Here is a 13,018-nt window from a genome sequence, read left to right on the forward strand (position 1 = left end):
CAGACGACGGACGGGAGGCCCGTGGCGACCCCGCCACGGGCCTCCCGTCCGTCCGGGTGCGCGCCCGGCGACGGCTCACGCGCCCGTGGTCAGCGGAGGATGCCCAGGCTCCTGGCCTCGGACACCGCGGCCGTGCGTGAACTCACCCCGAGCTTCGAGAACACGTGCACCAGGTGCGACTTCACGGTGGCGTCGGTGATGTGCAGCCGCGCCGCCACGTCGCCGTTCGAGGCGCCACCGGCCACGAGCTGCATGACCTCGATCTCCCGAACGGACAGGCTCACCCGCGGTGCCCGCATCCGCGCCAGCAGACGACCGGCGATCGCCGGTGCGAGGGCGCTCTCGCCGGCGGCAGCGGCCCGGACGGCGGCGAGGAGCTCCTCCGGCGGCGCGTCCTTGAGGAGGTATCCGCTGGCCCCGGCCTCGACCGCGCTCAGGATGTCCCCGTCGCTGTCGTAGTTGGTGAGGACCAGGACGTACGGCGGAGCGTCCGCGGCCCGGATCGCCCGGGTCGCATCGGCTCCGGACCGGCCCGCGCCGAACTGCAGGTCGGTCAGCACGAGGTCGGGGTCGGTGGAGGCGGCGAGGACGACGGCCTCGTCCGCGGTCGCTGCCTCGCCGACGACCTCGATGCCGTCGTCGTTGTCGAGCAGTGCCCGGAGTCCGGCGCGGACGACGGGGTGGTCGTCGGCGATCACGACCCGGATCATGCGGCGCCCCGGTGGACGACCGCGGTGACGGTGGTGCCCCGGCCAGGTGCGCTGTCGACGGTGAGTCCGCCGCCGAGCTGTTCGACGCGCTCGGCCATCGCGCGGAGGCCGAACGAGTCGGAGGTGGCGGTGTCGAGGCCGACGCGGTCCCGGTCGAACCCGACGCCGTCGTCGTGCACCACCAGGGTCGCCTCGGTCGGGGAGAGGGTCAGGCCGATGTCGACGGTCGTGGCGCCGGCGTGCTGCGCGACGTTCGCCACGGCTCCCTGGGCGATGCGCAGCAGGGCGGTCTGGACGTCCATCGTCAGGTCCGCGCCTCCGGTCGGGACGGAGACCTCGATGCGGAGGCCGTCACGTCGCCACTGCTGGCTGAGGCGTCCGAGCGCGGCGGCGAGGCCGGCGTCGAGGGACGGCGGAGCGAGCTCGCGGATGAACCGGCGCGTGTCGGCGAGACCGTCGGCCGCGGTGGACCGGGCGAGGCGGATGTGGTCGATGCCCGGTCGGTCGCCGTCGGCGGCTTCGGCCGCATGCAGCAGCATCTGGATGCTCGAGAGCCCTTGCGCGACGGTGTCGTGGATCTCCCGTGCGAGACGGGCGCGTTCGGTGAGCACCCCCTGCTGCCGTTCGGTCGCCGCGAGCAGGTCCCGGGTCGCCAGCAGCTCCGCGACGAGTGCCTCGCGCTCGGCGGCTTCACGGGCGAGGGCCCGGTAGCCGAGGCCGATGAGCAGCGCGACGCCGGCCCCGACCAGCGGGCCGATCACCCCGCCCACCGTGAAGCCGCCGTGCACGCCGAGCGCGACGATCGCGATCGCGGTCGCGACCACGACGGCCACCGGCCCGACCACCCGGGGCAGGACGTGCAGGTAGAGGAAGAACAGCGGGAAGACCAGGTACGCCGCCTCGGGCACGAGGACGAGCAGTGCGACCCACACCGTCGTCAGCGCCGCGATCCACAGTGCGCCGACCAGGGCTCGGTGCCGGCCCCGGACGGTGGCGACCCGGGCTCCGAGCACGTAGAGCACCGCGAACAGTGCGGCCAGGCCGGACTCCGCCCACACGGTGTCGTCCTGCACGACGACGACCCGGACGACGACGAGCGCGAGCAGCGCGGCGAACAGCACGTGCAGTCCGGTGCGCAGCCCGACGAAGACGGGCGTGAGGGTGCTGTGAGCCATGTCCGTTGCAGCGTACGGCCAGCGGGGACACGGCGGATCAACCAGAAGTCGTACCCGAGGAGTCGACCTCTCGTCGATGGCACCGGACCGGACCCCGGCGAGGCTGGTCGGGACGACGGGGAACGCCCCCGACGTCGGGAAGGAACCATCGTGTTCGTCGCTTGGCGTGACCTCCGGTCCGCCCGTGGCCGCTTCGTGCTGATCGGGTCCGTCGTGGCCCTGATCACCCTGCTGGTCGGGTTCCTCGCCGGGCTGACCGGCGGGCTCGCCACCCAGGACGTGTCCGCCGTCCTCGGGCTCCCCGGGGACCGGCTCGTCCTCCAGCAGCCGGTGGACGGCAAGCCGTCGTTCTCGGAGTCCTCGATCGGCACGTCGACCGTGGCCGCGTGGCGGGACACCGCTGGCGTGGACGGGGTCACCCCGGTCGGGATCGCCCAAGGCCGTGCAACGGGTGCGCGGGGCTCGTCCGCCGTCGCCCTCTTCGGCGTCCCGCACGGCGCCCCGGGGTCCATGACCACCGACCTGGCGCCGACCACCGACGACACGGTCGGGCTGTCCTCCGGCGCCGCGGCCGACCTCCACGTGGGCGTCGGGGACCGCGTCACGATCACCGGCACCACCTACCGGGTCGCCACCGTCGGCGGCGACGCCTGGTACAGCCACACGCCGGTCGTGGCGCTCTCCCCCGACGCCTGGGCGCAGGCCGACCGCCGGCTCGGTGGCGACGGGACCGCCACGGTGCTCGCCGTCTCCGGGACACCGGACTGGGCGGCTGCCGCGGCTCGCACCCACACCGCGGCCGCGTCGCCGCTGATGAGCCTGCCGGCCCTCCAGACCTTCACGTCCGAGGTGGGGTCGCTCGGGCTGATGATCGTCATGCTCTTCGGCGTCTCAGCGCTCGTCGTCGGTGCGTTCTTCACGGTCTGGACCATGCAGCGTTCGGCCGACATCGCCGTCCTCAAGGCGCTTGGAGCCTCGGACGCGTCCCTCGTCCGCGACGCCCTCGGCCAGGCCCTCGTCGTCCTGGTCGTCGGCATCGGTGTCGGGATCGGTCTCGTGTCGGTCCTCGGGGCGCTCGCCGGCGGGGCCCTGCCGTTCCTGCTCAGCCCACTCACCACCGCCCTGCCGGCGAGCGTGATGGTCGTCCTCGGACTCGCCGGCGCCGCCGTCGCGCTCCGCACCGTCACCCGCGCCGACCCCCTCACCGCCCTCGGGAGCAACCGATGATCCGACTCGACGACGTCACCCTCACCTACCCGGACGGCGACTCCCGCACCACCGCCGTCGACCACGTCTCACTGTCAGCGCCGGACGGGGTCGTCACCGGCATCACCGGCCCGTCCGGCTCCGGCAAGTCGTCCCTCCTCGCCGTGGCCGCGACCCTGATCCGACCCGACTCCGGGCACGTGTGGATCGACGACGTCGACGCGGCCGCCCTCACCCGGAACGAGGCCACGGCGCTGCGGCGTACCGAGATCGGGATCGTGTTCCAACAGTCGAACCTCGTGCCCGCCCTCACCGCGCGCGAGCAGCTGCTCGTGATGGCCGAGCTGGGCGGCGACGGACACCGACGTCGTGCCGCGGTCCGCCGCCGTGCCGACGAGTTGCTCGACGCGGTCGGACTCGCCGAGCACGGCGGCAAGCGTCCCGCGCAGCTCTCTGGCGGCCAGAGGCAACGTGTCGCGATCGCCCGGGCGCTGGTGAACGAACCCTCCGTCCTGCTCGTCGACGAGCCGACCAGCGCACTCGACCAGGAGCGGGGCGCGGCGATCATGGCGCTCATCGCGCAGCTCACGCACGAACAGCGCACCGCCACGCTGCTCGTCACCCACGACCTCGGCCACCGCGGCACCCTCGACGGACTCGTCACCCTGGTCGACGGCAGCATCACGGACGTCGCGCAGCCTGCGGTGGCGCCGCTCATGGCGACCGGCGCGCGCTGACACGTCCGGTACGAGCCGGGCGGGCGTCGGACGGGAGGCCCGTGGTCACCGCACCACGGGCCTCCCGTCCGCCTCGCGGCAGAGACGCCGCAGCCGCGGCGGCCGGTCCCGTAAGGACGGGGCCGTCACGACCGACCGTAGGAGCGCAGCCGCAGGCTGTTCGAGACGACCAGCGTGGAGGAGAGCGCCATCGCTGCCGCCGCGATCAGCGGGTTGAGCAGGCCGGCCGCGGCGAGTGGGATCGCCGCGACGTTGTAGCCGAACGCCCAGACCAGGTTGACCCGGATGGTGCGGAGCGTCCTGCGGGAGAGCTGCACGGCGTCGACGACTGCACGGAGGTCTTCGCGGACGATGATGACGTCGGCGGCCTTCATGGCGATGTCGGTGCCCTGGACGACGGCGATGCCGAGGGTCGCGGTGGCGAGCGCCGCGGAGTCGTTGACACCGTCGCCGACCATCGCGACGTGGTGTCCGTCCGCCTGCATCCGTTCGACGTGCCCCGCCTTCTCGTCGGGCAGGACACGGGCGATCACCTCGTCGACACCGACTTCCGCTCCGACGGCCGCGGCGGTGGTCTCCGAGTCTCCGGAGAGCAGGACGGTGCGGAGCCCGAGCGCCCGCAGTTGCGTGACGGCCTCGACGGCGCCGGGCCGGAGCGTGTCCTGCACGGTGAGGACCGCAGCGACCGCACCGTCGACGGCGAGCAGCACCACGGTCGCGCCGGACGCTTCCCGTTCTGCAGCGACGGCAGCAACACGGTCGCTGACGACCACTCCGGTGTCCTCCAGGAGCGCACGCCGGCCGATGACGCAGCGCCGGCCGGCGACGGATCCGGAGGCGCCGAGGCCCGCGTGCGCGACGAAGTCCTCGACGGGCCCCGGTGCGCCGACCCGTGCGGTGGCCGCGGCGGCGACGGCCTTGCCGATCGGGTGTTCGGACGCCGCTTCGAGGGCGCCGGCGGTCGTCAGTGCGGTGTCGGCGTCCGTGCTGAACGTGTCGATGGCGGTGAGGGTCATCCGACCCGTCGTCAGGGTGCCGGTCTTGTCGAACACGACGGTGTCGACTCGTCCGCTCGCCTCGAGGGCGTCGGGGCCCTTGATGAGGACACCGAGCTGGCCGCCGCGGCCGACGCCGACCATGAGCGCCGTGGGCGTGGCGAGCCCGAGCGCGCACGGACAGGCGATGATGAGGACGGCGACGCCGTTGGTGATGGCGGTCGCGACGGGTGCGCCGCTGGTCAGCCAACCGGCGGCGACGAGGACGGCGATGCCGATGACGACGGGCACGAACACGCTCGTGACGCGGTCGACGGTCCGCTGCACCGCGGCCTTCCGGCGTTGCGCGTCGTCGGCGACCGCCGCCATCTGCGCCAGGCGGGTCCGGGTGCCGACCGCGTCGGCACGGACGACGAGCCGGCCGTCCTGGACGAGGGTGCCACCGACGATCCGGTCACCGGCGGCGGTCTCGACCGGGACGGACTCACCGGTCATGGCGGACGTGTCGACGCTGGCGGCACCGTCCGTCACGGTGCCGTCGACGGGGACCCGGCCGCCGGGGCGCACGACGACGTGGTCGCCGACGCGGACGGCGCCGAGTGGCGTCGTGCGCTCCTCGCCGTCGACGAGGACCTGCGCTTCGGTGACGCCGAGGTCGCCGATGGCTTCGAGGACGTCAGCGGCGCGTCGGCGGCTGCGGCTCTCGAAGTAGCGGCCGGCGAGTTGGAACGTCACCATGCCGGCCGCGACGTCGAGGTAGATCGAGTCGGCCCCCGCGGGGGTCGTGCCGAAGCCGAGCCAGTAGCCCGGGGTGGTGGCCGGGTCGACGAACAGGGTCCAGAGCGCCCACCCGAACGAGACGACGGCCCCGAGCGAGACGAGCGTGTCCATGCTCGTGCTGCGGTGCCGCAGCCCGCGGAGCGTCGCCCGGTGGAACGGCCATGCCGCCCACGTGACGATCGGGACCGCGAGGAGGACGCAGAGCGCCTGCCACCCCGGGAACCGCCAGGCGGGCACGAGGGCGAGGATGATCGTGACGTCGCACAGCGGGATCGTCAGCAGCGCCGCGACGGTCAGGCGTCGGCGGAGCGTCGTGGTCCGGGTCTCCGCGGCTCGTGCGCTCCACGCGTCGTCGCCGGGTGTGTGCACGGCGGCGGTGTAGCCGGCGCGCTCGACCTGGGCGATCGCGACCGGGGCGTCGGCGGGTCCGAGCCCGCTGACGGTGGCGCGTTCGGTGGCGAAGTTGACGGAGGCGGTGACCCCGTCGAGCTTGCCCAGCCTGCGCTCGATGGCGTTGGCGCAGGCGGAGCAGGTCATCCCGCCGATGTCGAGCTCGAGGCGTTCTCCGACGAGGGGCGATGTGGTCGTGGTCACGGTTGCTCCCGGTGATCGGTGACGATCAGCGTCGGCCGGCCGTCAGCGGGCTCGCGATCGGTGGACGGGCCCGCGTCGTCGCGGGTGGTGAGTCGGCCGAGCAGGGCGTTGTACTGCTCGTGGTCGTCGTCGAGGCCCCGGTCGGCGTGCCGGTCGGTGCGCTTCGCCTGCCGGGCGTCCTGCTTCGCCCACTGGGTGACGAGGGCGATGACGACCACGATGAGCGGCAGCTCGCCGGCAGCCCAGGCGATGCCGCCGGCGACGTACTGGTCGTGGGCGAGGCTGCCGATCCACGGGACGTCGAGGTACTGGAAGTACGTCCCGGCGAGGAGGTCGGTGCTCGTCATCACGACCACGCCGAAGAACGCGTGGAACGGCATCGCTGCGAGCACCAGCCCGAGCTTGCCGATGTGCGGCAGCGGACGCGGCGGCGCATCGACGCCGATGATGAGCGCGTAGAAGACGTACCCGATGGCGAGGTAGTGCAGGGTCATCGCCTGGTGCGCCCAGTGGTACCGCATCGCCCAGCCGAAGAACGGCGTGAGGTAGATCACGTAGTACGACCCCACGAACACGGCGAGGACGTACACCGGGTTGTACGTCGCGCGCAGCAGTCTCGAGTGCGTCACCGCCACGAGCCACTCGTGGGGGCCGGCGAAGTCGTCGCGACGGTGCGCCGTCGTCGCTCGGAGGAACAGGGTGACGGGGCCGCCGAGGACGAGCAGCAGCGGACCGAGCATGTTCAGGCTCATGTGCAGCCCCATGTGCACGGCGAAGGACGCGGACGAGTACGGGCCGACCCCGGACGACGTGGTGATGACGACGGTGACCCAACCGAGCATCCACGCGCTGGTCCGGCCGTTCGACCAGTGGTCGCCCCGCCTCCGGAGCCGGACGACGGCAGCCGCGTACGCACCGACACCGACCAGGGAGATGACGAGGAAGAGGATGTCGACCCGGCCCGCGGTCCAGAGCGTGACGGGGGTGAGGGGCGTGTCGACCCGGTAGCCGAGGAAGAGCTGCTGCGCGTCGGTGGGCACGAAGTAGACCGGCGGCGGGATCCGCGTCATGACCACACCGATCCCGGCCGCCAGGAACAGCACCGCCGACAGCGCAGCCGGAGCGCCGGGGGTCGCGAACCGCCGCGTGCTGAGAAGGACCGGGCCGGCGACTGCCGAGACGACGCCGAGTTGGACGGCGAACAGGATCCCCGTCGGCACGGCCCACGGCGCGGTGCCGGCGAGTTCGACGGCGGCGATGACGACGGACCCGGTCAGCCACACGCCCCAGGCCGCGAGCGCGAGGACGCGGTACCGACGGAGCGTGGTCCGGCCGGGTCTCCCGCTCCGCCAGCGACGGGTGAGGCTGGCGGTCGCGCCGATCCAGATGCCGAACGCGGGAGCGGCGAACACGGCGGCGTCGCCCCCGAAGTCGTGGTTCGGGCCGACGAGGACCTGGGTGACCATCACGGGTGCGAGCAGCCCGACGGCGCCGATGCCAGCCAGGAGCAGGACACTGACCCAGCTGCGGACCACGAAGGCGGCGGCGAGGATCGTGACCGCGATGCACGCCACCACGATCCACGCGCCCGGCAGGTAGCTGGCCTGCACCAGGTACCCGATCGCTCCCGGCTCGAGCAGCTTCGCGATCGGCTGTCCGTTCGCATCAGCGGCGTCCACGGCGATCAGCAGCACGGCAGCGGTCACCCACACGGTGGCCGCCGGCCGGACGACGGCGAGGTCGCGGTGGTTGTCGACGACGGCCCGGGACCGTCGGGGAGTGAGGAACGCTGCCGTGACGAGGCCCCCGACGGTCAGGCCGCCGGCGACGTCCGCGACGAGGCGGAGCAGCGCGCTCGCCATCGCGGTCACCGTGCCGGGGTACCCGCGGCTGAGCCGGTCGTACGACGACGACCCGAGCATCTCGACCGCCACCGCGACGACGACCACGGCGACACCGGCTCCCACCCAGGGCAGCGCGCGGACCACCGCCGCTCCGCGGAACGGCGGGCCCGACGACGCGTCCGGGTCCAGCGGTGCCCGGGTGTCAGGCACCGGCGAGCTCGTAGCCGGCCTCGTCGACCGCTCCGGCGACCGCCGCAGGGTCGGGCCGGCTCGGTGCGCTGACGACCACGAGACCCATCGCGGCATCCGCGGTGACGGACACGACGCCGTCGATGGCTCCGAGTTCGCCGGCGACGCGACGTTCGCAGTGCTCGCAGGTCATCCCGACGACGTGGTACTCGAAGCGCTCCATGGGAAGCATTCTACAAGACGTAGAATGCCAGCATTGGTCCACCGCCCGTCGATCGTGCCGCGACTCTACATGACGTAGAAAAAATGTCTCTACAACTTGTAGAGTGGCGCCGCTCACTCCCGCGACGAGAGGTCCGTCCCCGTGTCACACAGCCTGCCGCTGTCCGTCCTGCTGACGGTGGTGTTCGCCGTGACGGCGGTCGGGTACCTCGGCTTCACCGTCCGTTCCGGGAGCACCGGGGTCTCGTGGCTCAGCGACGTCTTCCACGTGCTGATGAGCGTCGCGATGCTCGCGATGCCCTGGTCATGGGGCACGACCCTCGCACCACCGGTCCTGCAGGTCGTCGTGTTCGCGGCCGCGACGCTGTTCTACCTCGTCCTGACGCTCGGCCACGGCCGGTACGGCGGGCACGCGCACCACGGGCCGGGGGGTTCCGGCCGACTGGTGGTGGCCTACCACGTGGTGATGATGGCGGCGATGATCGTGATGGGCGTCATGATGCTGCCGATGGCCGGTGGTACGGCGATGTCGATGCCGGACATGGACATGACCGGCGGCGGAGGCGGCATGCACGCCGCGTGGGCGGGATGGACGCCGATCCGCTGGGTCCTCGTCGTCGTGTTCGCGGCCGCGACCATCTGGCTGCTGGCGCGTCTGACCGCGTCCGCGCGGGTCCGGCAACACCCACTCGCGCGCCTGGACGGCGTGCTCCTGCTGCTGATGAGTGCCGGCATGGCGCTCTCGTTCATCCCCACGATCTGAGGACCGGAAGCCATGACCGCCACCGACGACCGCCCCACCGCCACCACGCCCCCGGCTGCCCCCTCGACACCGCGGTCGTCGCGGGACGGACAGCGCGGCTGGTTCGGGCAGCTCCTGCTCCGCCTGCACTTCTCCGCCGGCCTCTTCGTCGGCCCGTTCATCCTCATCGCCGCACTCTCCGGTGCCGTGTACGCACTGGGTCCGACGATCGAGCACGGTCTGTACCGGCACGAGCTCACCGCGCCGTCGGCCGCTGCGGCGAAGCCACTGGCGGAACAGATCGACGCGGCCCAGTCCTACATCGACCGGCACCACCCCGACGACACCCTCGCCGCGGTCCGCCCGGCTCCCGAGCACGGCGCCACGACGCGGGTGATGTACGCGGAAGCGGGGCTGATGGACTCCCAGGACCGTGCGGTCTTCATCGACCCCGGTACCGCCGATGTCCGTGGTGACCTGCTCGTCTACGGCACCTCCGGAGCACTGCCGTTCCGCACCTGGGTGGACACCTTCCACCGGTCCCTGTTCCTCGGTGACGTCGGCCGGCTCTACAGCGAGACCGCAGCGTCCTGGCTCGGCGTCGTCTCCCTGGCCGGGCTCGGCCTGTGGGTGGCCCGGATCCGGAAGACCCGAGCGAAGCGTGACATGGTCCGCCCGGCGAGGGGAGTGCGCGGCTATCGGCGCACCTCCTCCTGGCACGCCTCGACCGGCGTGTGGCTGCTCCTCGGTGCGCTGTTCCTGTCCGCGACCGGGATCACCTGGTCGCAGTACGGCGGCGCCAACGTCGACCAGCTCCGCTCCGCGCTCAGCTGGGGCACCCCGACGTTGGACACCGCACTCCCCGACGCCGGCGCCGCGCCCGCCCGCGGTGCGCACGCCGCCCACCACGCTCCAGCCGCGGCGGCCGGTGCCGGGTCCGCATCGGTGACGCCGGCGGAGTTCGACGACGTCCTCGCAGCGGCCGAGCACGCGAACATCCACTCCTCGGAGGTGCAGATCACCCCACCGACGTCGGCGGACCAGGCGTGGACGGTCGCGGAGATCAAGCGGTCCTACCCGACCGCGGTGAACTCCGTCGCGATCGATCCGCGCGACATGAGCGTGGTGTCCGAGACGGACTTCGACACCTACTCACTGCCCGCGAAGCTCGCCCGGTGGGGCATCGACACGCACATGGGGACGATGTGGGGACTGCCGAACCAGATCCTGCTGTTCGTCACCGCGCTCGGCATCGCCGTGATGGTCGTCTTCGGCTACGTCATGTGGTGGCAGCGCCGGCCGACCGGTGGGCGCGTCGGGCGGGCCCCCGCCGCCGGCGCCCTCGCGAAGGCACCGTGGTGGGGCTCCGGTCTCGTGGCGGTCGGCGCGATCGTCATCGGCGCGTTCCTGCCCACGCTCGGCGTCACCCTGCTCGCCTTCGTCGTCGCCGACGTCCTCCTCACCAGCCGCTCGCGCCCGCCTCGAGCCACGCCGACTCCCCCGGGACGATGACGCACTCCGCAGCGCGAGGTGTCGGCGAGCCGACGTCGGACGGGAGGCCCGTGGTCACCGCACCACGGGCCTCCCGTCCGCCTCGCGGCAGCGACGCCGCCTACGCGGCGACCAGGTACTCGTCCCAGTCCGGCTGCGGACGCTCGATGCCGCGCACCACCCACGCCGATCCGTGCGGGGCCTTCGGCGGGAAGCGCAGCGCCCAGCCCATCTCCCGCGGAGTGCGGTCCCCCTTGACGTTGTTGCACGCCAGGCAGCACGCGACGAGGTTCTCCCACGAGTCCCGACCACCGCGCGACTTGGGCTGCACGTGGTCGATCGTGGTGGCGTTCCGGCCGCAGTAGGCGCAGCGGTTGGCGTCGCGGCGGAGGACCCCGCGGCGGGACACCGGGATGAGCCGGGACTGCGGGATCCGCACGTACCGGGTGAGGATGATCACGGACGGACGGTCGAAGCTGACGGCCGCGCCCGTGACCGGGTGCATGGTGTCGGCGGCCACGACGGAGGCCTTCTGGTTCATGACGAGGACCAGGGCTCGACGGAACGAGATCACCGCGAGGGGCTCGTAACCGGCGTTGAGGACGAGAGTGCGCATGGGTTCCCTTCCGACGTGCCTGGACGGCTTCCAGGCGGTACGGGCACCGGGCCGATCGGCGTCGAGCGGGTGATCAGAGCCACCGGCACCCCGGGGCAGGGGCCGGCCGGACCGCTCCGCCAGGGGCGGGGAGGTCCGCAAACACGAAGAGCACCACCCGTCAGGGCAGTGCTCTGGTCAGTCGCGCGCGTGCCGGGGCACGCAGGCTGTGGTCGTCCGTATGTCGACGTGCGCGCGCCGACCCATGGTGCGGGTCGTGCGTGACGTCGACATGTGGTCTCCCGTTCGGGTCGAGTCGAACCGATGCGTGCAGGCTAACCCAGAAACCGGCCTCGCACGAGAGGTGCGGGGCCGGTTCTGACGGTGTTCACATGCTCGACGGCAGCGCGTCGGACGGGGTCACCGGAGGGTGGGGTCTGGTCGTCAGATCCCGAAGCGGACGATGTGGTAGTCGCTCGTCCAGATCGGGCGGATCGAGACCGCGCCGCCGGGCTTCGGGGCGTCCATGATCATGCCGTTGCCCATGTAGAAGCCGTCGTGCGCCTCGTTGTTGAAGATGACGACGTCGCCGGGCTGGGCCTCGGAGGTCGGGATCGTCGTGCCGGCCTGGTCCTGCAGCGGGACCGAGTGCGCCAGGTTGATGCCGTACTGCGCGTAGACGTACATGACGTACCCGGAGCAGTCGAAGCCGGCCGGGGTGGCGCCACCGAAGACGTACGGGGTGCCGATGTACTGCTTCGCGGTGGCGACGACAGCCGGCAGCGAGAACGGCGTTCCGGCGGGGACCGGGGTGGCCGCCGACGCAGCAGACGACGTCGTGGTCGCGGTGTTCGTCGTCGAGCTGGCGAGGTAGTCCTTCGCCGTCTTGCCCTTGTAGGCGTACTGGGCGGCAGCGGCGGCGCGGGCGGCCTCGACCTGCTTCGCACGCTCGGCGTCGGCGCGGGCGGTGAGCGTCGCGGTCGAGGTCGCATCGAAGCCGTCGCGCGAGGTGTCGGCGACGCCGGCTGCTGCCGACACGTCGAACTCCTGCGACTGGGCGGCGACGAGCGACTGCTGGGCCGTCTCGGCGGTGGTACTCGGCTGCGTGCTCGCGAAGGCGGCGGGGACGGCCATCGTGCCGAACATGCCGGCGGCGACCGCAAGGACCACGGGGGCCATGAAGCGGCGCTTGCGCGAGGCAGCGGTCGGCTTCGCGACGGGGGTCGCGGTGGGGGCGACGCCGAGGGCGCTACCGGCACGGACCGGGGTGGACGCCGAGCGCGGGGCCTGCGTGCGGGCGACCGGTGCGGAGGAGGTGCGGGCCGGGGTGGACGCCGTGCGGGCGAGCGGGCGGCGGGAGGCGCGCTCCGCTGCTTCGCGTGCTGCCCTGCGGGTGAGGGGAGCTGCGGCGTCACCGGTGTTCGTCGGGTTCGCGGTCGTCGAGTCGTCCGCGGCGGTTCCGGTGTTAGTCAAGGGGGAGTCTCCGGCGCCTCGTCAGCACCCGCCGGGAGGGTGGCCCGGCGCGTACGACCCCATCCGTTCGTCATCGTTTCCGACTCAGGCAGGAGACGGGTCATGAGACGTCCTGCCACGGGCCCCCGCGATCGCTGCTCCCGGGGACTCGTCGAGTGTACGGGTGCACTGTCGCCATGTCGAGATGAAACCGTGATCCGGTAACGATTCGGTGAAGAAACCCTGGTCAGAGGGTCTTACCGATTCTCTCAGGCGGGCCGGACCA

General features: G+C 72.5%; 11 protein-coding genes. 4 read left to right on the plus strand and 7 right to left on the minus strand.

Annotated elements, in window-relative coordinates; genetic code table 11:
* Positions 1–89 precede the first annotated feature (89 nt).
* Together DEI97_RS14955 and DEI97_RS14960 are read right to left on the minus strand one after the other, a co-directional pair.
* Positions 90–710 (minus strand): response regulator, encoded by a 621-nt coding sequence (locus DEI97_RS14955; protein ID WP_111073766.1) that lies wholly within the window; start codon positions 708–710, stop codon positions 90–92.
* The gene (locus DEI97_RS14960; protein WP_111073767.1) at positions 707–1,885 is read right to left on the minus strand and encodes a sensor histidine kinase; all 1,179 of its coding nucleotides are present in this window, start codon (positions 1,883–1,885) and stop codon (positions 707–709) included. Before DEI97_RS14960 ends, DEI97_RS14955 begins: the two co-directional genes overlap by 4 nt.
* Before the next feature lie 150 nt (positions 1,886–2,035).
* On the opposite strand from DEI97_RS14960, the gene DEI97_RS14965 reads away from it, so the two are divergent.
* The gene (locus tag DEI97_RS14965; protein WP_111073768.1) at positions 2,036–3,112 is read left to right on the plus strand and encodes an FtsX-like permease family protein; all 1,077 of its coding nucleotides are present in this window, start codon (positions 2,036–2,038) and stop codon (positions 3,110–3,112) included.
* The gene (locus tag DEI97_RS14970) at positions 3,109–3,828 is read left to right on the plus strand and encodes an ABC transporter ATP-binding protein (protein ID WP_111073769.1); all 720 of its coding nucleotides are present in this window, start codon (positions 3,109–3,111) and stop codon (positions 3,826–3,828) included. The genes DEI97_RS14965 and DEI97_RS14970 overlap by 4 nt, the downstream gene beginning before the upstream one ends.
* A gap of 125 nt (positions 3,829–3,953) precedes the next feature.
* Here the strand turns inward: DEI97_RS14970 and DEI97_RS14975 are convergent, their stop codons facing one another.
* The 3 genes from DEI97_RS14975 to DEI97_RS14985 are packed head-to-tail and all read right to left on the minus strand — an operon-like array spanning position 3,954 to position 8,453.
* Positions 3,954–6,197, minus strand: a complete 2,244-nt coding sequence (locus tag DEI97_RS14975; protein ID WP_258376630.1) for a heavy metal translocating P-type ATPase — start codon at positions 6,195–6,197, stop codon at positions 3,954–3,956.
* Positions 6,194–8,251 (minus strand): cytochrome c oxidase assembly protein, encoded by a 2,058-nt coding sequence (locus DEI97_RS14980; RefSeq protein WP_181439140.1) that lies wholly within the window; start codon positions 8,249–8,251, stop codon positions 6,194–6,196. The genes DEI97_RS14975 and DEI97_RS14980 overlap by 4 nt, the downstream gene beginning before the upstream one ends.
* Positions 8,244–8,453, minus strand: a complete 210-nt coding sequence (locus DEI97_RS14985) for a heavy-metal-associated domain-containing protein (RefSeq protein ID WP_111073771.1) — start codon at positions 8,451–8,453, stop codon at positions 8,244–8,246. The genes DEI97_RS14980 and DEI97_RS14985 overlap by 8 nt, the downstream gene beginning before the upstream one ends.
* A gap of 141 nt (positions 8,454–8,594) precedes the next feature.
* Here DEI97_RS14985 and DEI97_RS14990 point away from each other — a divergent pair, with 141 nt between their 5' ends.
* Both DEI97_RS14990 and DEI97_RS14995 read left to right on the plus strand, forming a co-directional pair.
* The gene (locus DEI97_RS14990; protein ID WP_111073772.1) at positions 8,595–9,215 is read left to right on the plus strand and encodes a DUF5134 domain-containing protein; all 621 of its coding nucleotides are present in this window, start codon (positions 8,595–8,597) and stop codon (positions 9,213–9,215) included.
* 12 nt (positions 9,216–9,227) lie between these two features.
* Positions 9,228–10,706, plus strand: coding sequence for a PepSY-associated TM helix domain-containing protein (locus DEI97_RS14995; RefSeq protein WP_111073773.1), 1,479 nt, complete (start codon positions 9,228–9,230; stop codon positions 10,704–10,706).
* A gap of 100 nt (positions 10,707–10,806) precedes the next feature.
* Here DEI97_RS14995 and DEI97_RS15000 read toward each other — a convergent pair whose 3' ends face one another.
* Both DEI97_RS15000 and DEI97_RS15005 read right to left on the minus strand, forming a co-directional pair.
* Positions 10,807–11,301, minus strand: a complete 495-nt coding sequence (locus DEI97_RS15000) for an HNH endonuclease (protein ID WP_111073774.1) — start codon at positions 11,299–11,301, stop codon at positions 10,807–10,809.
* A gap of 423 nt (positions 11,302–11,724) precedes the next feature.
* A complete protein-coding gene (locus DEI97_RS15005; RefSeq protein WP_111073775.1) occupies positions 11,725–12,753 on the minus strand; it encodes a C40 family peptidase in 1,029 nt (342 codons plus the stop codon).
* Between the last annotated feature and the right edge of the window lie 265 nt (positions 12,754–13,018).

The sequence above is a fragment of the Curtobacterium sp. MCLR17_032 genome (assembly GCF_003234795.2).
Taxonomy (GTDB): domain Bacteria; phylum Actinomycetota; class Actinomycetes; order Actinomycetales; family Microbacteriaceae; genus Curtobacterium.

Bases quoted from the DNA above. Each gene is read 5' to 3' on its own strand.
- DEI97_RS14955 (WP_111073766.1), bottom strand. From the start codon at position 710: ATGATCCGGGTCGTGATCGCCGACGACCACCCCGTCGTCCGCGCCGGA.
- DEI97_RS14960 (WP_111073767.1), bottom strand. From the start codon at position 1,885: ATGGCTCACAGCACCCTCACGCCCGTCTTCGTCGGGCTGCGCACCGGA.
- DEI97_RS14970 (WP_111073769.1), top strand. From the start codon at position 3,109: ATGATCCGACTCGACGACGTCACCCTCACCTACCCGGACGGCGACTCC.
- DEI97_RS14985 (WP_111073771.1), bottom strand. From the start codon at position 8,453: ATGGAGCGCTTCGAGTACCACGTCGTCGGGATGACCTGCGAGCACTGC.
- DEI97_RS14995 (WP_111073773.1), top strand. From the start codon at position 9,228: ATGACCGCCACCGACGACCGCCCCACCGCCACCACGCCCCCGGCTGCC.
- DEI97_RS15000 (WP_111073774.1), bottom strand. From the start codon at position 11,301: ATGCGCACTCTCGTCCTCAACGCCGGTTACGAGCCCCTCGCGGTGATC.